At 61.1% G+C, this 22689-nt stretch carries 18 protein-coding genes; 8 read left to right on the top strand and 10 right to left on the bottom strand.

Annotated features, from left to right (window positions below):
- The first annotated feature begins 6 nt into the window (after positions 1-6).
- The 3 genes from ileS to Q0J85_RS08290 are packed head-to-tail and all read left to right on the top strand — an operon-like array spanning position 7 to position 4963.
- Entirely contained in the window at positions 7-3135 is a 3129-nt protein-coding gene (gene ileS / locus Q0J85_RS08300) for an isoleucine--tRNA ligase (RefSeq protein ID WP_294480241.1), read from the top strand.
- Between the two features lies 1 nt (position 3136).
- Positions 3137-4141 (top strand): FAD:protein FMN transferase, encoded by a 1005-nt coding sequence (locus Q0J85_RS08295; RefSeq protein ID WP_294480240.1) that lies wholly within the window; start codon positions 3137-3139, stop codon positions 4139-4141.
- A gap of 39 nt (positions 4142-4180) precedes the next feature.
- A complete protein-coding gene (locus Q0J85_RS08290) occupies positions 4181-4963 on the top strand; it encodes a TIM barrel protein (RefSeq protein ID WP_294480238.1) in 783 nt (260 codons plus the stop codon).
- Between the two features lie 8 nt (positions 4964-4971).
- Here the strand turns inward: Q0J85_RS08290 and Q0J85_RS08285 are convergent, their stop codons facing one another.
- A complete protein-coding gene (locus Q0J85_RS08285; RefSeq protein WP_294480236.1) occupies positions 4972-5832 on the bottom strand; it encodes a tRNA (adenosine(37)-N6)-dimethylallyltransferase MiaA in 861 nt (286 codons plus the stop codon).
- Between the two features lie 90 nt (positions 5833-5922).
- Here Q0J85_RS08285 and lpxC point away from each other — a divergent pair, with 90 nt between their 5' ends.
- From lpxC to pyk, 4 genes are read left to right on the top strand one after another with little or no spacing between them, the layout of a single operon-like run.
- The gene (gene lpxC, locus Q0J85_RS08280) at positions 5923-6774 is read left to right on the top strand and encodes a UDP-3-O-acyl-N-acetylglucosamine deacetylase (protein ID WP_294480235.1); all 852 of its coding nucleotides are present in this window, start codon (positions 5923-5925) and stop codon (positions 6772-6774) included.
- 22 nt (positions 6775-6796) lie between these two features.
- Positions 6797-7711 (top strand): 3-hydroxyacyl-ACP dehydratase FabZ, encoded by a 915-nt coding sequence (gene fabZ / locus Q0J85_RS08275; protein ID WP_294480233.1) that lies wholly within the window; start codon positions 6797-6799, stop codon positions 7709-7711.
- Positions 7712-7736: 25 nt separating this feature from the next.
- Positions 7737-9041, top strand: a complete 1305-nt coding sequence (locus Q0J85_RS08270) for an acetyl-CoA hydrolase/transferase C-terminal domain-containing protein (RefSeq protein ID WP_294480230.1) — start codon at positions 7737-7739, stop codon at positions 9039-9041.
- Positions 9042-9070: 29 nt separating this feature from the next.
- Complete coding sequence (gene pyk, locus Q0J85_RS08265; RefSeq protein ID WP_294480226.1) at positions 9071-10477, top strand: pyruvate kinase; 1407 nt, start codon at positions 9071-9073, stop codon at positions 10475-10477.
- Here the strand turns inward: pyk and Q0J85_RS08260 are convergent.
- From Q0J85_RS08260 to ffh, 9 genes are read right to left on the bottom strand one after another with little or no spacing between them, the layout of a single operon-like run.
- Positions 10470-12347, bottom strand: coding sequence for a hypothetical protein (locus Q0J85_RS08260; protein WP_294480223.1), 1878 nt, complete (start codon positions 12345-12347; stop codon positions 10470-10472). The two genes, pyk and Q0J85_RS08260, sit on opposite strands and share 8 nt — an antisense overlap.
- Positions 12344-12895, bottom strand: a complete 552-nt coding sequence (locus Q0J85_RS08255; protein WP_294480221.1) for an isochorismatase family protein — start codon at positions 12893-12895, stop codon at positions 12344-12346. Before Q0J85_RS08255 ends, Q0J85_RS08260 begins: the two co-directional genes overlap by 4 nt.
- Positions 12892-15429 carry a pitrilysin family protein gene (locus Q0J85_RS08250; protein ID WP_294480219.1) on the bottom strand — a complete coding sequence of 846 codons (2538 nt, stop codon included), beginning with the start codon at positions 15427-15429 and terminating at the stop codon, positions 12892-12894. The genes Q0J85_RS08255 and Q0J85_RS08250 overlap by 4 nt, the downstream gene beginning before the upstream one ends.
- A gap of 33 nt (positions 15430-15462) precedes the next feature.
- Entirely contained in the window at positions 15463-15849 is a 387-nt protein-coding gene (locus tag Q0J85_RS08245; protein WP_294480217.1) for a Minf_1886 family protein, read from the bottom strand.
- Positions 15846-16844: an MlaD family protein gene (locus Q0J85_RS08240; protein WP_294480215.1), complete on the bottom strand. Its 999-nt coding sequence runs from the start codon at positions 16842-16844 to the stop codon at positions 15846-15848. The genes Q0J85_RS08245 and Q0J85_RS08240 overlap by 4 nt, the downstream gene beginning before the upstream one ends.
- 15 nt (positions 16845-16859) lie before the next feature.
- Positions 16860-17645, bottom strand: coding sequence for an ABC transporter ATP-binding protein (locus tag Q0J85_RS08235; protein ID WP_294480212.1), 786 nt, complete (start codon positions 17643-17645; stop codon positions 16860-16862).
- Positions 17646-17657: 12 nt separating this feature from the next.
- The gene (locus Q0J85_RS08230) at positions 17658-18461 is read right to left on the bottom strand and encodes an ABC transporter permease (protein WP_294480210.1); all 804 of its coding nucleotides are present in this window, start codon (positions 18459-18461) and stop codon (positions 17658-17660) included.
- A gap of 5 nt (positions 18462-18466) precedes the next feature.
- Positions 18467-19264, bottom strand: a complete 798-nt coding sequence (locus Q0J85_RS08225; protein WP_294480207.1) for a hypothetical protein — start codon at positions 19262-19264, stop codon at positions 18467-18469.
- 12 nt (positions 19265-19276) lie between these two features.
- Positions 19277-20731: a signal recognition particle protein gene (ffh, locus tag Q0J85_RS08220; RefSeq protein ID WP_294480205.1), complete on the bottom strand. Its 1455-nt coding sequence runs from the start codon at positions 20729-20731 to the stop codon at positions 19277-19279.
- Between the two features lie 175 nt (positions 20732-20906).
- Between ffh and ilvD the strand changes: the two genes are divergently transcribed.
- Complete coding sequence (gene ilvD, locus Q0J85_RS08215; protein WP_294480201.1) at positions 20907-22592, top strand: dihydroxy-acid dehydratase; 1686 nt, start codon at positions 20907-20909, stop codon at positions 22590-22592.
- Positions 22593-22689: the final 97 nt, after the last annotated feature.

The following is a 22689-nucleotide window of genomic DNA, read 5'->3' as shown; positions in this document are numbered from 1 at the left end:
CCCAAAATGGCTTTCAAAAACATCTCGAATCAGGTTCATTTTCCGGAGCTGGAGTGCGAAATTCTCGACTTCTGGCAGCGTTCCGACATTTTCAAGAAATCGCTCGATCAGCGTCGGGGCGGGCGGGAGTTCGTGTTTTACGACGGGCCGCCGTTCGCGACCGGGCTGCCGCACTACGGCCATCTGCTGGCCGGGACGATCAAGGACGTTGTGCCGCGTTATCAGACCATGCGCGGCAACTACGTCGAGCGGCGGTTCGGCTGGGACTGTCACGGGCTTCCGGTTGAGAACGAAATGGAGAAACAGCTCCATTTGAGCAGCAAGCGCGACATCGAGGCCTACGGCATCGACAAGTTCAACGAGGCGTGCCGCTCGATCGTGCTGCGCTACACCGCCGAGTGGGAAAAAGTCGTGAACCGCATGGGCCGCTGGGTCGATTTCCGGAACGGCTATCGGACGATGGACCGCAGTTTCATGGAGTCGATCTGGTGGGTATTCAAGACGCTGTGGGATCAGGGGCTGGTCTACGAGGGGTACAAGATCCTGCCGTACTGCCCGCGCTGCGCGACGCCGCTGTCGAATTTCGAGGCGAATCAGGGGTACAAGGATGTGGTTGATCCCGCGATCACGCTGCGGTTCCGGGTGAAAGACGAGGAGAACGCCTACTTCCTCGCGTGGACGACGACGCCGTGGACACTGCCGTCGAATCTCGCGCTGACGGTCGGGCCGGAGATCGACTATGTGAAAGTCAAAGACGGAGAGGACTTTTACTATCTGGCTGAAAGCCGTCTCGGCGCATACTATCGCGAAACGCCGGAGATCGTCTGGCGCGGCAAGGGTGCCGAACTGATCGGGCGGCGGTATGAGCCGCTGTTCAACTACTTCGCCGATCTTGCGGCCGAGGGGGCGTTCCAAGTGCTGGGCGGCTCTTTCGTGAGCACGGAGGACGGCACCGGAATCGTGCACACCGCGCCGGGATTCGGCGAGGATGACAACGCGGTCTGCAAGGCCGCCGGACTTCCGGAGGTGTGTCCGATCGATGAGGAGTGCCGTTTCACGGCGGAGGTTCCCGATTACGCGGGGCGTCCGGTGAAGTCGGTGGACAAGGAGATCATCCAGCGGTTGAAAGAAGAGGGCAAGCTCATCCACCGCGGCCAGATCAAGCACAGTTATCCGCACTGCTGGCGGGACGACGGTCCGCTGATTTATCGCGCGATCTCGACCTGGTTCGTGAAAGTCGAGGCGATCAAGGATAAGATGATCGCGAACAACCGCACGATCAACTGGGTGCCGTCGCACCTGCGCGACGGCCGGTTCGGGAAGTGGCTCGAGAATGCGCGCGACTGGGCGATCAGCCGCAACCGTTACTGGGGCACTCCGCTGCCGATCTGGCGCAACGCCGAGGGTGAAGTGATCGTGGTCGGGAGTGCCGCCGAACTGGAAAAACTCTCGGGGCGGAAAGTCGAAGATCTGCACAAGCACTTCATCGACAAGATCGAGATTCCCTCGCCGACGGGCAAGTCGCCGCTGAAGCGGGTGCCGGAGGTGTTCGACTGCTGGTTTGAATCCGGTTCGATGCCGTATGCGCAGCAGCACTATCCGTTCGAGAACAAGCAGCATTTCGAGGAGAATTTCCCGGCTGACTTCATTGCCGAGGGGCTCGACCAGACGCGCGGGTGGTTCTATACGCTGGTGGTTCTGGCGTCGGCGCTCTTCAACAAGCCGCCGTTCCGGAACGTGGTGGTGAACGGGCTTGTGCTGGCGGAGAACGGGCAGAAGATGTCCAAGCGGTTGCGGAACTATCCCGATCCGATGGATGTGATCGACCGCTGCGGCGCGGATGCGCTGCGGCTTTTCCTGCTCGGATCGCAGGTGGTGCGCGCCGAAGATCTGAAATTTTCGGAGGCGGGGGTGCGCGAGGTGCTGCGCGGGATCATGATTCCGATGTGGAATGCGCTGGCGTTTTTCGTGACCTACGCGAATGTGGACGGATACGAGCCGGCTGCGGGTGAGGTGAAAGCGCCCGTGAAGCCTGCGAACGTGCTGGACCGCTGGATTCTCTCCTCCGCGTCGCAGATGGTCGAGGAGATCCGTACCGAGATGGATGCGTACAATCTGCAGAAAGCGGCGAACCGGTTCAGCCGGTTCATCGACGATCTCACGAACTGGTACATCCGGCGGAGTCGCCGCCGTTTCTGGAAATCGAGCGACGATGCGGACAAGAAAGAGGCGTATGCGACGCTGCATTATGTGCTGCTGACCTTTGCGAAGACGGCGGCGCCGTTCATCCCGTTTACGACCGAGGCGATCTATCGGGTATTGCGGACGGCGGAGATGCCGGAGTCGGTGCATCTGTGCGACTATCCGGAACCGGATGCTGCGAGCCGCGATGAATATCTCGAGCGGCAGATGGAGCTGACGATGTCGGCGGTTTCGTCGGGACGCTTCCTGCGGACGGCGAACAATTTGAAAGTGCGCCAGCCGCTCGCGAAGGCGGTTCTGGCCGCGCCGGACGCCGTATCGCGCAAAATGCTCGAGGAGACTGCGTGGATCATCGCCGAGGAGCTGAATGTGAAGCAGGTGGAATTCTGCGATGACGAAGAGGCGCTGGTGAAGCGTTCCGCGAAAGCGAACTTCAAAGTGCTCGGCAGCCGTCTCGGGAAGAACATGAAAGAGGCGGCCGCGAAGATCCAGGCGTTCACGGGGCGCGAGATCGGCGAAATTCTCGCCGGAAAACCGTACCGCCTTGTGCTGGCAGACGGGACGACCGCGGAGATTTCCGCAGCGGATCTTGTCGTTCAGCGCGAGGAGAAGCCGGGGCTGGTAGCCGCGAGCGGGGACGGAATCACGATCGCGCTTGCGACTGAGCTGACGCCGGAGCTGGAGGCGGAGGGATTTGCGCGCGAATTCGTGAGCAAGATCCAGAATCTGCGCAAGGAGAGCGGGCTCGATGTGGTCGACCGGATCCGGATTGAATACCGAGTTCCGGAGAAATGGAGCGCGGCCGTCGAGTCGAACCGCGCATATATCTGTGAAGAGACGCTGGCTCTGGAGCTGGTGTCGGGGGAGGCTGCCGCCGGAGTCGAGACCGACGTGAACGGCGCGGAGTGCCGGATTCTGGTGGAGAAAGCGTAGAATGATGGGGAGCCGCACACGGTTCGGAATCGCGCTCGCGCTGCTGCTGCTGGCGGGGATGATGCTTCTGGTGCTTCAGCTGTTGCAGCGGGTATCGGAGCGGAACGCGCGATTTGACCGGATGTTTCCGGTGATGGGGACCGTGGCGGAGCTCACGTTTTTCACGTCGCCGGAGAATGCGCAAAATGCGGCGGACGCCGTGACTGCCGTTTTCGATGAGGTGACGGATCTCTGCAACATCTACGATCCCGAGAGTGAGCTTTCCCGATTGAACGCGACGGCGGCGGATAAGCCGTTCGTCTGTTCGCCGGAGCTCTGGAGTCTGCTGCTGGAGTCGCGGAAAGCGTATGCGTTTTCGGATGGTGCGTTCGACATCACGTCGAAGCCGCTGATGGATCTCTGGGGGTTTTACCGCAAGCGGGGAGACTCGCTGCCGACGGAGCTTGAGATCGCCGAGGCGCAGTCCCGGGTCGGGTTGAACAAGGTGATCTTCAACGACGACGACCGGAGCGTGAAATTCACGGTGCGGGGGATGAGTTTCGATCTGGGAGGAATTGCCAAAGGCTACGCCGTCGACCGGGCGTTTGAAGCGGTCTCGAAGTTCGGAATCCGGCGTGGAGTCATCAATCTCGGCGGCAATCTGCGGCTGTTTCCGGAGCCGCCGCCCGGGAAGAGCGCCTATCGAGTCGGCGTGAGAAATCCGGAAAACAAGAGTGAGCTGCTGGACGAGACGCTGGAGTTGTGCAATGTTTCGCTCTCGACCAGCGGGGATTACGAGCGGTTTGTGACGATCGGCGGTGTGCAGTACGGGCACATCATGAATCCGGTGACGGGCCGCCCGACCCAGGGGAGGCATTCGGTGACGGTGATCGCGCCGTCGGCGCAGTTGGCGGACTGGCTTTCCACGGCGATTTTTCTGCAGGGGGAGGCGCTGGCGCGGCGGGCGGAGAGTTCGTTCGGCGGCGTTGCGGTGCTCATCGCCCGTCCGACCGAAACGAAACCGTGACGAAAGTTCGGCGACAGGCGGAATAGAAAGGGGATTGACATGCGGAATTTCAAGTGGGGATTTTCGACGCTCGGCTGCCCCGCGAACACGCTCGCGGAGTCGGTTGCGCTGGCGGACGAGTTCGATTTCCGTTATCTGGAGCTCCGGGCCGTGGAGGACTCGATTCAGCTGCCGCGGGTGTTCGCCGCGCCGGAGAAGCGCGCCTTGCTCGTAAAACTCGCGCAGGAGGGGCGGATCCGGGTGTTCGGCAGTTCATTTGGATTGGCCGCGGTCGAAAACGACCGGGAGGAACTTGAGGCGCTCGGGCGTCTGGCGGACGAGGCGGGTGTGCTGTATCTGCGGGTGTTCGGCGGCTTCGATTTTCGCGAAGAGTTCCGCGAGGATAAGACGGAGACCGCGCGGCGGAATCTCGACTGGTTCCGGTCGCTCGGACTCCGGTCGCAGCTTGCCCTGGAGACGCATGACGGCTTCAGCTCGGCCGCGCGCTGCCGGAAACTCTTTGAAGAGCTCGGCGAGGCGTTGCCGGTGATCTGGGACGCGCACCACACCTGCCGTTTTGCGGGGGAGACGTTTGCGGACAGCTGGGCGATGCTGGCCGGGCATGTCGTCGACGTCCATGTGAAAGACAGTCGCATCGATGCCGACGGCAAACTCGTCGCCACCGTCCCCGGGGAGGGGGATCTGCCGGTCGGAGAGTTGCTTGAGCTGCTCGAAGAGGCCGACTACACGGGGCTGGTCACGCTCGAATACGAGAAGCTCTGGCATCCGTATCTGCCGGAACTGCGCGTGGCGCTCGAAGCGGTCAACCGCCTCTGGCGGTGAATGGACGCTCACTTTTTCCCGTAGTCGATGTTGCAGAGCCGGAAAGCGGGTTCCGGCAGGGGCTCTCCGTTCAGAAACGCTTCGATGAGCGCACATGGATCGGGATCGCGCCCGGCCTTGAGCCAGTGGATCTTATGTCCCTCACGTTCGAGTTTCCGGAAGAAAATATCCTGCCGCTTCGCGAACTGGCGGATGCGGGCGAGCAGTGTGTTGCGCATTTCCGAGAGCGTGCATTCCCCTTTGAGGTAGCGTGAGACTTCCCGGTATTCGAGCCCGAAGAATTCGAGCTGTTCCCAGGAGACTTCGTTGAGCTCGTGCAGGTGTTTCACTTCATCGACGAGTCCGTCGGTGAGGCGGCTGTCGAGCCGCGCTTCGATGCGGGCGTGGACCTCGCTGCGCGGAAAATAGACGCCGAGCAGCAGCGCATCAAGCTCGAAAGGCGGCTCGAACGATGGTTCGTTTTCCGGGTTCTGGCGGATGCGGGGCATCCCCTTTTCGCGCGGCGGGAGCGCGCCGCCGGGGAGGTGATAACCGTCGATGAGCGCGGCGAGGTAGAGTGCGGTCCCTCCGCAGAGAATCGGCAGTTTGCCGCGTGCGGCGATCTCCCACATGGCGCGGTAGGCGTCGCGCAGGAAGCGTGCGAGGTTGTAGACTTCACGCTGCGGATCGGCGATGTCGATGAGGTGGTACGGAACTTCGCCGTATTCGTCGAGGTCCTTGCCGGTCCCGATATCCATCCCCCGGTAGACCTGGCGCGAATCGACGCTGACGATTTCCGCCGGGAAGAGGCGCGCGAGTTTCACGGCCAGAGCGGTTTTACCGGTCGCGGTCGGGCCGGTGATGACAACAGTTTTGATTTTTTCAGCCATAAATCCTTGCAAAAAGTTGTACAAAAGCGGTTTTGCGTATTATATTATGCCCGTGAAGCGAAAAAATCAATCTTGAAAACGGATGATTCGATGGAAAAACAGCAGACAGTTGTCAATTCGGCCGAATATTCAGGGATCGCATTGCACTCCGGCGCCCGCTCCCGGGTGCGGATTCACTCCGCTCCCGAGAATACCGGGATCGTATTTCGGCGGGTCGACCTGCCGGGTAAGCCCGAGGTGCGGGCACTCGCGTCGAATGTGGTCGACGTGCGGCGTGGTACCACGATTGCGAGCGGGAATGCCGTGGTGTTCACGGTCGAGCACATCATGTCGGCTCTGCATGCGTTCCACGTGGACAACTGCATCGTGGAGATGGACGGCATGGAGCCGCCGATCGGCGACGGCAGTTCGCTGCCGTACTGCCGGATGGTGCGCGAAGCAGGCATAGTTCAGCAGGAGGCTGAGGCCAGAGTGTTCACGCCGTCGAAGCCGCTCTACGTCGAGGGTGGGCACACGCGGCTCGTGATCGTGCCGGGGGATGTGCTGAGGATCGTCTGCACGACGAGTTTCGCGGGCTGTCCGATCGATCCGCAGTTCTACGAATTCACCGCGACGGATCCGGAGGCTTATGAGACGGAGATTGCGGGCGGGAGGACGTTCGTCGATTTCCGCGATCTGCAGCAGCTTCTGGCGATGGGGCTCGTGAAAGGGGGCAGTCTCGACGCGGCGGCGATCATCCACGACGGTGCGATCATCTGCAAGGAAGCGCTGCGTTATCCGAACGAGATTGTCCGGCACAAGATTCTCGACGTGGTCGGAGACCTTTACCTCTCCGGCTGCCGGATCACCGGGACAGTCATCGCGGTCAAGCCGGGGCATCCGAAGAACGTCGAACTCGCCGGGCTGCTCCAGCGCGAAATCATGGCTGCGAACAACGCTTAAGAAAACAGACAGAGGAAAAAGAATGGGTAAGTTTTACAGTCTCCGGGAAATCCGCGCAATTCTGCCGCAGCGCTATCCGATGCTGATGCTCGATCGGGCGGAGCAGGTTTCCGATACGAAGTTTGTCGGGTTGAAGAATCTCTCGATCAATGAGAATTTCTTCCAGGGCCATTTCCCGGGGCATGCGATCATGCCGGGGGTGTTGCAGCTCGAGGCGATGAAACAGCTCGGCGAGCTTGCGGTGCGTCCGCAGCTCGATCCCGCCGGAGAGTTCGACGTCTACATGCGGGTGGTGGAGAAAGTGAAGTTCCGCCGTCCGAACAACCCCGGCGACCGGGTCAAGGTCGAGGCCGAGATCCTCTCCGTTGAGAACGGCGAGGCGGTCGTGAAAGCGCAGACCTCGAACAACGGCGGACTTACCTGCGAGGCGAAGATCACGCTCGCGATCCGGCCGAAGAACGGTCCGACCGCCATGCCGGAACTGCACAACGAGTTCGACAAGTGCGATGCGACCCCGATGGATGTCGAGAAAATCAAGTCGCTGATTCCGCACCGTTATCCGTTTCTGTTCATCGACTACATCGCGCGGATCGAGGGAGATCACGTGTTTGCGGTGAAAAATCTGACCGGAAACGAGGAGATCTTCTCACAGGCCGGGGATTACGCGGTCATGCCGGAGTCGCTGCTGTGCGAGATCACGGCGCAGTCGGGTTGCGCGCTCGTACTGGCGCGTCCGGGCAACGAGGGGAAGCTCGGTTACTTCATGTCGATCGACCGGGCGGAGATTTTCGAGCCGGTCTATCCGGGCGACCAGCTGATCGTGGATATTGAACTGCCGCCGGCGAAAGGGCGGTTCGGCAAGGGAACCGGCTGCATCAAGGTCGGCGATAAGGTCGTCTTCCAGATCACGCTGATGTTCGCGATCGTCGACGCATAAAAGCTCCGGGAACTGAAGGAGGCGAATGGGCAGGAATCCGTCTGTCGTATCTGCGGCGGAGGCTGTGGCGGCGATCGATTCCGGGGCGTCGATTTATCTCGGCAGCTCCGATTCCGTTCCGCGGCTTCTCGTGGAGGCGTTGTGTGCGCGGGGACGCAAGAGGGTATTGCGTGACGTGACGCTGCGCCACATCCACACCGGGCGGACGGAGGATTACGCGGCACCTGAATTTGAGGGTGTTTTCCGCTCGGAGTCGTTCTTTATCGGCGAAAATATGCGGCGCCAGATTCAGCGCGGCGCGGCCGATTACATTCCGATTTCGCTGCACGACACGCCGCGGTTGATCCGTGACGGGGTGGTCGGATGTGACGTGGCGATGATTCAGGTTTCGCCGCCGGGGCGGCACGGGCGGGTTTCGCTCGGAATCTCGGTCGACGTGGCTCCCGCCGCGATCGAAACGGCGAAACTCGTCATTGCGGTCATGAACCGCAACATGCCTTATACTTACGGTGACGGGGAGATCGATCTTGACCGGATCGATTACCTTGTGGAAGATGATTCTCCGCTCGAAGAAACCCACTTTGCGCTGCCGAATGAGATTGAACGGGCGATCGGCCGCAACTGCGCGGAACTCGTCGAGGACGGTTCCTGCCTGCAGCTCGGAATCGGCGCGATTCCGAACGCGGTGCTCTCGCAGCTTTCGGACCGGAAAGATCTCGGCATTCATACTGAAATGTTTGCGGACGGGCTTCTGCCGCTGGTTGAGGCGGGGGTGGTGAATGGTTCGCGCAAACGGATCGACCGCGGGAAAATCGTCGCGTCGTTTCTGATGGGGTCGCGCCGGGTTTACGACTTCGTCGACCGGAATCCGATGGTGCGCATGCGCGAGGCCGCGTACACGAATGATCCGTTCCGCATTGCACGCAACCCGAAAGTCGTGGCGATCAACTCTGCGATTCAGATCGACTTGACCGGGCAGGTGTGCGCCGACTCGCTCGGGATGCGCATGTATTCCGGAGTGGGAGGGCAGCTCGACTTCATCTACGGAGCTTCCCGGTCCGAGGGGGGGCGGCCGATCATTGCGATGCCGTCGCGCACGACGAAAGGGGTCAGCAAGATCGTTCCGGTGCTCGATCCCGGGGCGGGAGTCGTTACGCCGCGCAGCCGGGTGCACTTTGTCGCGACCGAATACGGAATCGTCGATCTTTACGGGAAACCGCTTCAGCAGCGGGCGCGGCTGCTGATCAGCATTGCGCACCCTGAGTGCCGTGAAGAGTTGGAGAGAGCCGCGTTTGAGCGGTTCGGACGCCATTTCCTCTATTGGAAATGACGTTCGGGAAAGAGAGGAGAGAATCGAGAATGAAATTCACGAAAATCGTCGCGACGGTGAATGCGTCGACCTGTACGCCGGAACTGCTTATGGCGCTTTACAAGAACGGCATGGATGTGGTCCGGTTCAACACTGCGCACATGGAGGTCCTGGAGCTGGAGCGGGCTGTTGCGCTCGTGCGGCAGGTGTCGGACAAGATCGCGATCATGGTCGACACGAAAGGGCCGAACATCCGGACCGGCAACGTCGAATCTCCGGTCGCGCTTGCGAAAGGGGAGCGGATCGACGTGACGGGTGATCCGGCGGCCGCAGGACCCGGGGTGGTGCTGGTCAACTATCCGGCGTTTGCCGAAGAGGTGCCGCCCGGGGCGCGGATCGTCTGCGACGACGGGGCACTCGAACTGCTTGTGCTGGCGCGGGAACACTCCGTGCTCAAGTGCGAGGCGGCCCGCGAGGGGGTGCTGAAAAATCACAAGTCCGTCAATGTCCCCGACGTGGAGCTGCACGCCGAGACGCTCACGGAGAAAGACCGGCGTTTCGTCGATTACGTGATTCGGCATGAGATCGACTACATCGCCCACTCGTTCGTCCGGAATGCGGAGGATGTGGCGGCGGTGCGCTCTCTTCTCGACGCGGGCGGCAGCCCGTGCCGGATCATCGCGAAGATCGAGAATCGGCAGGGGGTGCGGAACATTGCGGAGATTCTGGCTGCGGCTGACGGCATCATGGTCGCCCGCGGCGACCTCGGGATCGAAATCCCGCTCGAAGAGGTTCCGCTGATTCAGAAAGAGTTGATCCGTTCCAGCCGCCGGGCGGGCAAGCCGGTCATCACGGCCACACAGATGCTCCAGAGCATGGAGGAGAGTCCGCTGCCGACCCGTGCCGAAGTGAACGATGTCGCGAACGCGGTTTACGACGGAACCGACGCGGTCATGCTCTCCGGCGAGACTGCGCAGGGGCGTTATCCGGTCGAGGCGGTCAGCATGATGACCCGGATCGTCGAGGAGGCGGAGAAGTCTTCCCGCGGATTTTTCAATGAGATCGACGGCGTCGATACCGACGGCGACCGCGAGTATGATTTCATGATCCGGGCCGCCGTCGGTGCGACGGAAGCGCTGGATCTGCAGGCGATCGTCTGCAACACTGGCGAGGGCAAATCGGCACGCTGCTGTGCGGCTTACCGCCCGCTTGTTCCGATTTACGCATTTTCCTACCGCTGGCATGTGGTGCGTCAGCTTGCGCTGGTTTATGGTGTCTACGCCGAATACAATGAGTTCATCGAGGGCATGGTCGAACTCGGTCACGAGACCGCGCGCCGCCTGATTGATGAGAAGCGGCTGCTTCCGGAGGAGAGAATCGTCATGCTCTCGAAAAACTCTCCCGCGCGTGAAACGAACAATCTGATCTGTCTCGGCGAGGTCCGGGAGTTCATCTGACCGGAGCGGCTGAGGGGAGCGGGGGCTCTTCCGGTTTCCCGCTCCGGCGCTGCCGGAAGAGAATGAACGCATCCCGCACCGCGCAGATCAGCACTGCGACGAATCCGAGCACGAGCCAGTAGCCGTTCCCGAAGAGATAGAGCACGCTGCAGACGGTGAGAAATGCGGCGGTCTTTCTGCTTTTCCGGCCGATCATGACGATTCCGACGGCCATGGCGGCAACTCCCGCGAGCGTGATCCATGAAAAGTCGCCGAGCCGCCAGAGCATCCGGTACGGGGCGGAGAGATACCAGTCGTAACGGCCGTATGCCGCGTTCGGGATGCAGAGAATCCAGCCCGCGAGGAGCGGAATCGTCCACAGGAAGTCGCGCGGCTTGAGTCTTTCCCAGACATTGCTTGCGGCGACCGCGAGGAACAGCGCCGGGTAGGTCGTCAGGATGAAGCGGACTGGATCGTCGGTTCCGTGGCTGTATCCGAAGAAGAAGAAAATGACCGGAATCGCCCACAGCGCGAGAACCAGCCGCAGTTTCCGATCCCGCAGGAAGAAGAGCGCGAGAATCGCGGGAATCCACAGCAGCTGGTTGACCGTCGCATAGAACATGCTGTTGAGCTCGACGAAAATCCAGTCCACATAAGTGTGGGCTCCCTCGGCGTAGTTGGTGTAGGAGAATTTCAGCGGATTGCCGAAGAATTTCCAGTTCGCCAGCATCTGCGGGAGGAAGCCGATCAGAAACGCGAGCGCGCCGAGCAGCGCGTAGCGGACGGTTTCCCGCACGTTCCGGAAATATTCCGGGCGGTACACGAGGCAGATTGCGCCGATGGCCGGGACAAACATGATATTGTTGATCCGGAAAAGGCAGGCAACTCCGAAGAGAAACGCCGCCGCGGCCGCCGTCCGATACGATGCCCTCCGGCAGATGAGCAGCGCGAACACCGTGAGCATGAGACAGGTCGACGGCGTGTCGCTCATGGCCGAGAAACCGCAGCCGATCAGGTTGATGTAGTGGCGATAGGTGAACTCCGCGCTCGGAAATTCAAAAAACGCGATAAAGAATCGTTCCGTGAAATCCGGCTGGTGGTGCCAGATGAACGGGAGAATCGCCCATCCGAGCATTGCGAGAGATGCCTTGATGTCGCTTCCGGTCAGTTTTCGCCCGATGACATAGCCGAGCCAGAGTGAGCAGGGGGCGATGACGAATCCCTCGACCCATGAGAGCGGAATCATGATGTCGATCAGATTCCTGGTGCCGGAGAGCAGTTCAAACGGGAGATAGAAGAGCGAGGTCCCGACGGTGAAGTGCCACCGTTCAGAGAAATCCCAGTTCAGGATTCCGAGCAGATTCATGTAATATCCGGGCTCGTCTGCGGGGGAGGCGATGATGTTCTGCGCCCGGTTGACCAGCAGGATGAGCAGGAACATGCGCAGCAGTATCGGGACGAGCCCGAGTTCGACCCACCGCCACGGATCCGGTTCTCTGCGCCGTTTCCAGAGAATGACGAGCAGCGCGGCGAGCGCGCCGCCGAGGAGCGCCGCGAGCGGATAGCGCCAGAATTCCACGACGTTCCCGACCTCAAGCTGTCCATCCGGATGAAGCAACGCCGCGGGGTGAACGTAACCGGTTCTGCCGTCCGGAAGACGGACCTCCGTCATCCGGAAGTACCGTGCGAGCGGATGGGACCGGATCAGGAAAAGCCGGGATTGACCGGTCGTCTCGAGCACGGTCGGCTCTGCCGCCACGGCGATGACTTCGCCCGGCATCTCCGCCGTGCGGAAAACCGGTGTCCCGGGTTCGAGCGAGATCGTCCCCGCGAAAGCGGAGCCGGCGGCCAGAACGGACAGAAGCAGCAGAAGAAGAAGTCGTTTCATCATCGGATCAGCTTTGAAATGGTTTTAAATGCCGGATGCCGGGCGTCGCGCAACAGCAGGAACAGGATCGATTCGACCGGCAGGATATCCGCGCCTGCCGCGCGCATCGCCGCAAGTGCAAGTTCGCGGTTTTCGGCGCGGCGGCTTGTGACCGCGTCGGCGCAGACGATGACCTGATACCCGTCGTTCAAGGCATCGTACACGCTCTGAAGCAGACAGACGTGGGTTTCGATTCCGAGCAGAATGAGGGTGGTTTTCGGCTTGGCTTTCAGAGCGCTCCGGAAAGCCGGTTCAGCAAAGACCGAGAACCCGGTTTTTGCGATCGGAACGCACCCCGGCGGCAGGAGTTCCGCGATTTCGGGGACGGTCGGCCCGAGTCCCGATGGGTACTGTTCGGTCGCAATTACGTCGAGTCCGAGGGCCGCGGCACCCTGAAGCATGATCCGGGCCCGCTCCTGCACGGCGGGATAGCGGTCCATCACACCGGTGAGTTTTGTCTGCAGGTCGACGACGACCAGCGCGGAGGATTCGATTCCGGGAATGTTCTTCATGAGAGAAGCTCCTTGGCATTTGTGAGTTTTCCGGCAAAGATCCGGACCGTGGCGGAATTCGAGAGATACGGCTTGAGCGTTTTCTGGAACTCCTCGCGCGGGATCGCCCGCAGCTCCGCTTCGTGATTCAAACTCTCCTCCAGCGGCCTGCCGTAATGGAGGGAGAGCAGCGAGGAGATCAGCAGACTGCCGGTCGATTCGGCGCCGCGCGCCGCCGCGAAAGCCGCTCCCTCACGGGCGGAATTGAACTCTTCCGGCGTCAGACCGTGTTCCGCGAGACGTCGGATCTCAGTTTCCAGCAGAGAGAGTGCGCGCCTGGCGCTCTCGGCCGTCGTCACCGCATAGAAGAGAAGCCAGCCCGGATGAAATCCGCCGCAGAGCCGCATTCCAGTCGAATACGCGAGCGAATTCTCCTCACGCACGAGCTTGAATACGGGACTCGAGAGACCATTTTCCGCCTGAAAAAGAATCTCACACATGGAGAGCATTTCGCCGTTCAGGGCCGGTCCGGGCAGGGCGCAGAGCACCATCGTCTGTTCGCGCGGCAGCGGGATCGTCTCGAATTGCGGGACGGTCGGGAATTCAGGAGGCTGCGGCAGCTCGATTCCGGTGTGCCGCCACGGGATTGCCGCGCACAGTTCATCCGTCCACTCCGCGGCTTCGGCGCGGGAACAGTCGCCGCTCCAGCCGAAAATGGCCTGCTCCGGCACGAGCCGGGAGAAGTAGAATTCCGCGAGCCGGTCGCGCGTGATGTCCGCAAGCTGTTCGATCGTCCCGGTCGTCCCCCATGCGTAGGGGTGAGAGCCGAACAGCAGTTTGCGGCAGCGGTCCTCGGCTGCGGCGCGCGGAGAGAGTTCCCGGCTCTTGAGCAGTTCGAGGCGGTTCGCTTTTTCGCGGTCGAATTCCGACTGTCCGAAAGCCGGCGCGGAGACGATCGCCTTGAGAAGCTGGAAAACCGCCGCGCGATGGCGGCGCGGGAACGTGCATTCGATCGTGAATGAGTTCAAGCCGGCGTTGACCGAGAAGTTTGCGCCGCCCGCGTCGAGACGGGTCAGCAGTGCGCTCTCCGACCACTTCCCCGCGCCCGCATTCAGAAGATCGGCTGCCAGAGCGGAGATTCCGCCGGTTTCCCGCGATTCAAAGATCGTCCCGCCCGGCAGCGTCAGTGCGAAATCCACGAGCGGCAGCCGCCGGTCGGCGAGCGTCACGAGCCGGGCGCCGTTGTCGAGCGGCGTGAGTTCGGGTCCGGTCCGGAGCGGGCTCGATTTGCGTACGATGTTCCGCTTCCGACCTCCCGGAATCTGCCGGACGACGCAGAAACGCTCGGGCGAAAGATAGGTCGCGGCGATCCGGTTGAGATCGTCGAGCGTGAGACGCCCGAGCTGTTCGAGATAGGCGTCGCTGAGATCGGGTGCGCCGTTCGCAATCACGCCGCCGCCGATGTTCGCGGCGATTTCCCGGATGCTGCGCAGTTCGCGCAGGTGATCGGCGTATTGCTGCGTCTTTTCCCGTTCGACCTCGGCCCGCGTGAGCGCGCCGTTGCGGATTGCGTCGAGTTCGCGCATCAGGGCGGCTTCGAGTCGATCGAGCTTCTCCGGCGGCGTCGCCGCCGTGACCGCGAGCAGTCCCCCCGCGCCCTGACTGTAACTGAAACTGCGCAGCGTCACGGCGAGCTGCCGGTCGAGTTCGAGTGCGCGCACGAGCCGCGAGCCGTCGCCCATTCCGAGGATGCCGGCGAGCACGTCGCAGCCGGCCACATCGGCGTGGGAGATCTCCGGAATCCGGACGCCGACCGCAAGCCTCGCAAGCGGATCGGCAAAGGAGAAGTTTTCGCTGCGGGCGACGCACTGCGCCGGTTCCGGCGGGATCGCGGCTTCCGACAAATACGCTCTCTCCCAGTCGCCCATTTCGCTCTCGACGAGATCGCAGGCGCGTTCCGGATCCGCATCGCCGACGATGACCCAGAAGCAGCGTTCCGGCGTGTAGCGTTTTTCGTAATAATCGGCCATGATTCCGCGTGAGACTTTCGCAATGAGTTCCCGGTATCCGATGATCGGGTGGCGCAGCGGATGATGGCGGAAGATCGAACCGTTCAGGTGATTGTAGAGCAGTCGGTCGGGGTTGTCGCGCCCCATCTCCTCTTCGCGGAGAATCACTTCGCGCTCTTCGGCAAAACGCGCTTCGGGAAACTCCGGAAAACGAACCATGTGCGAGAGAATCCGCACCGCTTCCGGCAGATGCCGCCCCGCGAGATTCGCGTGATAGGCGGTGTGATCGTAACTGGTGTAGGCATTCATTGAGCCGCCGAGACGATCGACCGCATCGGCCGCCGCCGTTCCGGGATAATCGCGGCAGCCCTGAAACAGCATGTGTTCGAGGAAGTGAGAGAGACCGTATCCGAGATATTCCCCCTCGTGAATGCTGCCGGTCCGGATGAAGCACTCGACTTCAACCGCCGTTCCCGGCTGGGGAAAGACAAAGATCTGAACGCCGTTTTCCAGCGTGCGTGACTGTACGTTTCGATAAAATTTCATCACTCCTCACTTCCGGTCGGCCGTCTGGCGGCCTCAATCGATCTTCGGGGGCGCCTGCGCCGTTCCGGGCGGGGCGGGCGGATCCGCGAGTTTGAAATCCACCTCGAAATCCTCCGGCGCATCGTCTTTCGAGGCCGAAAGCAGTCCGGATCCGATCAGAAGATAGACGATCCTGCCGACGTCGGAGGCGCTGCGGATCCCCCATTCATAAAGCACCTCATACGCGAGCACCCCGAACTCCTGTTTCGCATAATCGTGAACGCCGCCGAGAAGCTCGAGCGCCGAAACGTGGCGGTGGGAGGGCAGGCGCCCGACCGTAAATGTCACTGCATTGGCGACGAATGCGTACGCCTCCTCTGAGAAGCGGGGCTCCTGCTGCATGATCGCCCTGATCTTCTGTTTGATTTCATTCGGAGTCATCGGTCCATCTTCTCCAGTCGAAGTTGCGGTTTCTTCTTGCCGGAAACGACCGAACTCGGATCTGCGGAGAGTGAATCTGCCAGTTCGGTCAGGGCGTCGAGCGTCTGATTCAGTTTGGTCAACGTGTTTGCGAGTTCATCCTGGCTGAACGTGATCGCGTTCGACGCCTCCCGGAATGCGGAGGTGCTCTCGGGAATCTTCGCATCCCGGGTTTCGGAGATGAGCTGTTCGGTCAGACGGTTGACTTTCTCGAGATCCTCCTCCAGGAGACCCATGAGCCGGTTCAGCCGCTCTTCGCTGAAGACGCGCGAGATCGTGCGGCTGCCGAGTTCGAGATTCTCCGAGGCCTCGTTGATCCGCGCGATGGTCGACTTGAGCGCCGGATCCGAGAGCAGTCCGGAGAGTTCGGACAAACTCCGCTCAAGCCCGTCCGAAATCTCCTCGAACCGAATGCGGGAAATGCGGTCGAGCGACGTCCCGATCGCCTTGAGAATGTCCCGGAACGGCGACGGTACGGCCGGAATGTAGAGCGCTCCCGCATCGGGAATCCCCACCGGAGGTTCCGGCAGCGTTTCGCCCGGCGTCGCATAATAGTCGAAGTCGATGTAACGCATGCCGGTGATTCCGGCGTATTCGAGTCGGCAGCGCATCCCCTGCTCAAGCTCGGAGCGGAAGAAGTTCCGGAAGTCGCTCCGCTGCTGTCCGTGGTTGCCGGCCGAAACGAAGTGGCGCAGCTCCACGGCCATGTCCACCTGCACGAGCTTGTCCGGAACGCGGATGGAGATCTTGGTCACGCTGCCGATCGGCACGCCGCGATACTTCACCGCCGAACCGACCGTCAACCCCTGCACCGATTCGCTGAAACAGGTCTGCACCGTCGCCTTGTTCGTGAAAATATCGGTCATCCCGAGGAAAAAAAGGATCGCCACAAACAGTACGATCCCTCCGGTGACGAAGAGTCCGAGTTTGATTTTCTGCATGGAATCGTTTGCCATCGTTCCGCTCCTCTCTTATGCGCGGCCGCCCGTTCCGGCCGCTTTAAGCCCGTCTCTGGTCAGGAATGCGCGCACTTTCTCATTCGGTGAAGTGTCGCGCAGCAGGGCGGGGGGACCGTTCGCCACGATCGATTTCGTCTGCTTGTCGAGCATGATGATCCGATCCGCAATCGTAAAGACACTGTCGAGCTCGTGCGTGACGACTACGATCGTCGCGCCGAACCGGTCGCGCAGCCGCATGAGCAGCCGGTCGAGTTCCGCCGACGTGATCGGGTCGAGTCCTGCGGACGGCTCATCGAAGAAGAGCAGCTTCGGATTCAGCGCGAGCGCGCGCGCAAGTCCCGCCCGCTTGGCCATGCCCCCGGAGAGTTCCGCCGGCATGTAATCCCCGAAACCGGCGAGATCCACGAGCCGGAGTTTTTCCTCGACGGTTGCCGCGATCTCCTTCGGAGTGAGTCGCGTGTACTCCTCGAGCGGCAGTGCGACGTTTTCGGCGACGCTCATCGAGCTGAAGAGTGCGCCGCCCTGATAGGTCACACCGAACCTGCGCATGATCTCGCGGCGATGCTGCTCATCGGCCTGCACGATGCTGTCGCCCTGAATGAGAATGTCTCCGGCGATCGGCTCGTAGAGTCCGATGATATGTTTGAGAAGAGTGCTTTTGCCGCAGCCGGATCCGCCGAGAATGCAGAAGATTTCGCCGGTGGCGACTTGAAAATTCAGATTTTCAAGCACGATCTTCCCGCTGTAACCGACGGTCAGATTTTTGACCTCGATTTCCGCTCCTCTCTTCTTATCCATAATCCCGATCCGTCAGTAACCGATAAATGAGTACAACACCGTGATGAACACGTCCGCCACCACGATGAGAAAAATCGAACAGACCACCGCTTTCGTCGCTCCGCGCCCGACTCCCTGCGAGTTGTTCGCCGCGTTGAATCCGCAGTAACAACCGGCGAAAGTGATGAGCAGCGCGAATGGAATGCTCTTGGCCGCACCGAGCACAAAAGTCGTTATGTCAAGCGCTTCGAGTGTCCTCGTCCAGTACGCGACCGGCGGGATCTTCATACTCGTGACCCCGATGATCATCCCCCCGAGAATCCCGGCCGCATCCCCGAAAATCGTGAGGATCGGCATCGAAATGAGCATCGCGGCAAGTTTTGGAAACACGAGAAATGATTCCGGCCGGATTCCCATCGTCTCAAGCGCGCTGATCTGTTCGTCGAGTTTCATCGTGCCGACCTCCGCCGCGAACGCCGATCCGGCCCAGCCGGTCATCACCATCGCGACCATCAGCGGCCCGAGCTCCTTGAGCACGATCAGGCCGACCGCGTCGGCGACGAAAATCTCCTGCCCGAGCTTGGAGAACTGGATCTGCCCGTTCACCGCCATGACCATTCCCATGAGCAGACAGATCAGAACCACGATCGGCAGCGCCTGCACCCCGCACAAATCCAGATAGTAGCGCAGATCACGCTGCCGCATCCCGTTCCGGAACAGCGCCGGCAGCTCCGCCGCAACCCTCCCGATAAATTCGAGCGGGCGGGTTCCGTCCTGCAGAAGTGGACGGAAACGGCGGCTGATCGCCTGCAACTGCTGTTCCACTCTGGAGCTCAAGATCCTCAGTACATCCTCTGCTGTACCTTCTGCGGCCGGACTTTCGGCTCCTCGAGGTATAGCGCGTACCAGTTGTCACCGAATCCGACGTTTGAAAAGTGTTTGTTTCTGCCGTTGACCAGATTCTCATAATTGGTGAGCAGCACGGCGTTGTCGGAGTTCTTTTTCGCTTCGACGAGTGCCGCGAGCGCCTTTGCGGAATCATCCTGCCTCAGCTTGATCCAGGCGTAGACGCAGCTCAGGAATGCGCCGTCTTCCCCCTTGAAGCGGCGGCATTTCTTCCGGTAGAACGTATCGAGTTTCGGGTCTTCTTTCTTATACATCCGCACGAGCTTGATCGCGAGCGACCGAGCGTCGAAGAGCAGACATTTCGGCAGGAGTTTGTCGACCGCGGCATAATCTTTCAACTGGAAATAGAGCTGCATCTTCATCGTATTGATCTGTTTGGCGAGCATCCAGTTCCATCGGTAGAACGGGTCGAACGCGGTGGTCATGCGCAGCGCCTCATGCAGAGCGTCGTTCTGCATCGACTCGAGTTTCTGCTGCATCATCTTCGGACTGCCGACGGGACGCTGCTGAAAATTCTGCACCTGCCGGGCGATCCGCGCCTGGGCGGCCTGCATGGTCTGCTGCATGCCGAGCTGGATGCGGTTGATCTTCTTCCGCAAAATGAGCATGATGATCACCTGCGAAATCAGAAATGCGCCGACCCCGCAGACGATTCCCCACGTCACTCCGAGATCCCGGCTCGTCAGCAATCCGATGAGGATTCCGACCGCCAGGGAGATGATCATACTGTACACCTGATTGACTCCTTACCGTTTTTTGCGCTGTTTGGCGCGTTGCTTCTTCGCGAGTTTGGCGAGCCGTTTCTTCTTCTCCTGCTCTTTGCGCGAGAGCGGAGTCGGACCGCCGAAGAGTCCGCCGAACGTGCCCGGAACGCCGTTGTTTTCCGGCAGGGAACCGCCGGAGAGAAGCCGCCCGAGCGGACCGTTCTGTTTCATCATCTTGCGCATGCCCTCGAACTGTTTCACGAGTCCGCTGACCATTTCGACCGGGACGCCGGAACCTTTGGCGATGCGTTTCTTGCGCGAGAAGTTCATGAGTTCCGGATTCGCGCGTTCCGCTTTCGTCATCGAGAGGATGACCGCTTCCATGCGCATGAAATGGCGCGGATCGACTTCACTCATGGCGCTTGCAAGCTGGCGGCCGCCGGGGAGGAACTTGAGAATGCTCTCCATGCCGCCGAGTTTTTTGATCTGGCGCAGCTGGGCGAGGAAGTCGTCGTAATCGAATTTGTTCGCGCGCAGTTTTTCCTGCAGCTTCTTCGCTTCGGCCTCGTCGATTTCGGCGGCGGCTTTTTCCACGAGGGAGACCACGTCGCCCATGCCGAGGATGCGGCTGGCCATGCGGTCCGGATAGAACACCTCGAGGCTGTCGAGTTTCTCGCCCATACCGATGAATTTGACCGGGCAGTTCGTGACTTTGCGGATCGAGAGCGCGGCGCCGCCGCGCGCGTCGCCGTCGAGCTTGGTGAGGATGAAACCGGTGAGGTCGAGCGCCTTGTGGAAGTGTTCCGCCACAGAGACCGCCTCCTGGCCGAGGGCGGCGTCCGCCACGAGCAGCACTTCGTCCGGATGCACCGCCTGCCGGATGCGGACGAGTTCCTGCACCATCGTGTCGTCGATCTGCAGCCGGCCGGCCGTATCGATGATGACCACGTCGGTTCCCGCCGCGCGAGCCTGGTCGACCGCATTGGTCGCGATCGCCGCGACGTTCACGCTCGTGCGTTCGGCGTGAACCGGAATGCCGATTTCGCGGCCGATGATTTCGAGCTGGTCGATGGCGGCGGGACGGTAGACGTCGCCGGCCACGAGCTGGACTTTCTTCCCCTGCCGTTTCAGCAGCAGGGCGAGTTTGCCTGCCGTGGTGGTTTTGCCGCTGCCGTGGAGGCCGACGAGCATGATGACGGTCGGTTTCGACTTGAACTCGAGTTCCGACGCTCCGCCGCCGAGGAGTTTCACAAGTTCGTCATTGACGATCTTGACGACCTGCTGGCCCGGGGTCACGCTCTTGATGACCTCCTGGCCGAGGCATTCGTTTTTAACCGCCTCGATGAATTCCGACACGATTTTCGTGTTCACGTCGGCGTCGAGGAGCGCGAGACGGATCTCGCGCATTGCGTCGGTGATATTCGTTTCCGTGAGGGTGCTTTGTCCGCGCAGCTTGCGGAATACGTCATGCAGCTTATCGCTGAGCGATTCGAACATACCTGCCTACTTTCTTCCTTATATTTACTTATTCCTGAACATAACACCGCTTAATATATCTTGATTCCCGCTCAACGTCAAGAGAACGTTTGAAAAATCCGGAACATTCGATTGCTTTCCCCGCGATGGGATGTTATTTTAAAACAATGCAACAGATATTGAAAGGAGAATCATCATGCGCAGCGATATCATGAAGCAGGGGCTCGAGCGCACGCCGCACCGCAGTCTCATGCGTGCAACCGGGCTCAAGGACGGGGATTTTGAAAAGCCGTTCATCGGCGTCTGCAACTCCTATACGAACATCGTTCCGGGTCACTGCCATCTGAAGAAAGTCGGCGAGATCGTCTGCGAGGCGATTCGCGAGGCCGGCGGCGTTCCGTACGAATTCAACACGATCGCGGTCTGCGACGGCATTGCGATGGGCCACACCGGCATGAAGTATTCGCTCGCGAGCCGCGAGATCATCGCCGACAGCGTCGAGACGATGGGGTCGGCTCATCCGTTCGATGCGATGATCTGCATTCCGAACTGCGACAAGGTGGTCCCGGGTATGCTGATGGGGGCGATGCGGCTGAACATTCCGACGATCTTCGCCTCCGGCGGGCCGATGCGCGCGGGCAAGACGCCCGGCGCCGCTCACGACACCGATTTGAATTCGATTTTCGAGGGGGTCGCGGCCCGTGTGGTCGGCAAGATCGACGACGAGCAGCTGCATGAACTCGAATGCACGGCCTGCCCGGGTGCCGGCTCCTGTTCGGGAATGTTCACGGCCAACAGCATGAACTGTCTTTGCGAAGCGCTGGGACTGGCGCTGCCGGGTAACGGCACGATCGCCGCGGATTCGCCCGAGCGGATCGAATTCTGGCGGCGGGCGGCGTTCCGGATCGTGGAGCTTGCGAAGATGGCCGACGCCCCGCGGGCGCGGGATTTCGTGACGCCGAAATCGTTCCGCAATGCGCTCGTGCTTGACATGGCCATGGGTGGTTCGTCGAACACGGTGCTGCATACGCTGGCGGTGGCGAACGAGGCGGGGCTGAAAGTCGATTTGAAAGAGCTTGACGCGATTTCGCGCGAGACGCCGAACATCTGCCGTCTCGCTCCCTCGCGCGGAGAGTTTCACATTGTTGAAGAGTTCAACCGGGTCGGCGGAGTCATGGCGACGTTGAAAGAGATCGCGAAGAAGCCCGGGCTCATTGATGGTTCCGCGCCGACGATTTCGGGGCGGACGCTCGGCGAACAGCTCGCCGCCGCGCCTGATGCGGACGGCACGGTGATCCGCACGCTCGACAATCCGTACAGTGAAAAAGGCGGCCTGGCGATTCTCTTCGGCAACCTCGCCGAGAACGGCTGCGTGGTCAAGGCCGCGGGCGTCGATCCGAAGATGCTGACGCACCGCGGACCGGCTGTGATTTTCGAGAGCCAGGAAGAGGCGTGCGAGGGGATTCTCGGCGGCAAGGTGAAAGAGGGCGATGTGGTCGTGATCCGCTACGAGGGGCCGAAAGGCGGTCCGGGTATGCAGGAGATGCTGGCGCCGACCTCGTACATCATGGGGCGCGGGCTCGGGTCGTCGGTGGCGCTGATCACGGACGGACGGTTCTCGGGCGCGACGCACGGCGCCTGCATCGGGCATGTGAGTCCCGAGGCGGCCGAGGGCGGGTTGATCGGGCTGGTTGAGCCCGGCGACATGATCGAGATCGACATCCCGAACCGCTCGGTGCGGCTCGACGTGCCGGAGGCGGTCCTTGCGGAACGCCGTGCGAAGTGGCAGCCGCGCGAGCCGAAGATCAAGACCGGCTATCTTGCGAAGTACGCCTCGCTCGCGACCAGCGCCGACACCGGCGGCGTGCTGAAAGTCCGCTGAAGTGATTCCGGAAAAGCGCGGCGCAGTGCCGCGCTTTTTTTCTGCCGTTTCAGCGGAATTTTGAGGGGAATGGTGCGAATATTGCAAATCCGTAATT

This window comes from uncultured Victivallis sp. (assembly GCA_944389935.1).
Classification (GTDB): domain Bacteria; phylum Verrucomicrobiota; class Lentisphaeria; order Victivallales; family Victivallaceae; genus Victivallis.
Note: the sequence above shows the minus strand (reverse complement) of the source record. Positions and strands in the feature narration are given on the sequence as shown.

Coding starts and splice junctions, on each gene's coding strand:
- ileS (WP_294480241.1), top strand. CDS start 7: ATGGCTTTCAAAAACATCTCGAATCAGGTTCATTTTCCGGAGCTGGAG.
- Q0J85_RS08295 (WP_294480240.1), top strand. CDS start 3,137: ATGATGGGGAGCCGCACACGGTTCGGAATCGCGCTCGCGCTGCTGCTG.
- Q0J85_RS08290 (WP_294480238.1), top strand. CDS start 4,181: ATGCGGAATTTCAAGTGGGGATTTTCGACGCTCGGCTGCCCCGCGAAC.
- Q0J85_RS08285 (WP_294480236.1), bottom strand. CDS start 5,832: ATGGCTGAAAAAATCAAAACTGTTGTCATCACCGGCCCGACCGCGACC.
- lpxC (WP_294480235.1), top strand. CDS start 5,923: ATGGAAAAACAGCAGACAGTTGTCAATTCGGCCGAATATTCAGGGATC.
- fabZ (WP_294480233.1), top strand. CDS start 6,797: ATGGGTAAGTTTTACAGTCTCCGGGAAATCCGCGCAATTCTGCCGCAG.
- Q0J85_RS08270 (WP_294480230.1), top strand. CDS start 7,737: ATGGGCAGGAATCCGTCTGTCGTATCTGCGGCGGAGGCTGTGGCGGCG.
- pyk (WP_294480226.1), top strand. CDS start 9,071: ATGAAATTCACGAAAATCGTCGCGACGGTGAATGCGTCGACCTGTACG.
- Q0J85_RS08260 (WP_294480223.1), bottom strand. CDS start 12,347: ATGATGAAACGACTTCTTCTTCTGCTGCTTCTGTCCGTTCTGGCCGCC.
- Q0J85_RS08255 (WP_294480221.1), bottom strand. CDS start 12,895: ATGAAGAACATTCCCGGAATCGAATCCTCCGCGCTGGTCGTCGTCGAC.
- Q0J85_RS08250 (WP_294480219.1), bottom strand. CDS start 15,429: ATGAAATTTTATCGAAACGTACAGTCACGCACGCTGGAAAACGGCGTT.
- Q0J85_RS08245 (WP_294480217.1), bottom strand. CDS start 15,849: ATGACTCCGAATGAAATCAAACAGAAGATCAGGGCGATCATGCAGCAG.
- Q0J85_RS08240 (WP_294480215.1), bottom strand. CDS start 16,844: ATGGCAAACGATTCCATGCAGAAAATCAAACTCGGACTCTTCGTCACC.
- Q0J85_RS08235 (WP_294480212.1), bottom strand. CDS start 17,645: ATGGATAAGAAGAGAGGAGCGGAAATCGAGGTCAAAAATCTGACCGTC.
- ffh (WP_294480205.1), bottom strand. CDS start 20,731: ATGTTCGAATCGCTCAGCGATAAGCTGCATGACGTATTCCGCAAGCTG.
- ilvD (WP_294480201.1), top strand. CDS start 20,907: ATGCGCAGCGATATCATGAAGCAGGGGCTCGAGCGCACGCCGCACCGC.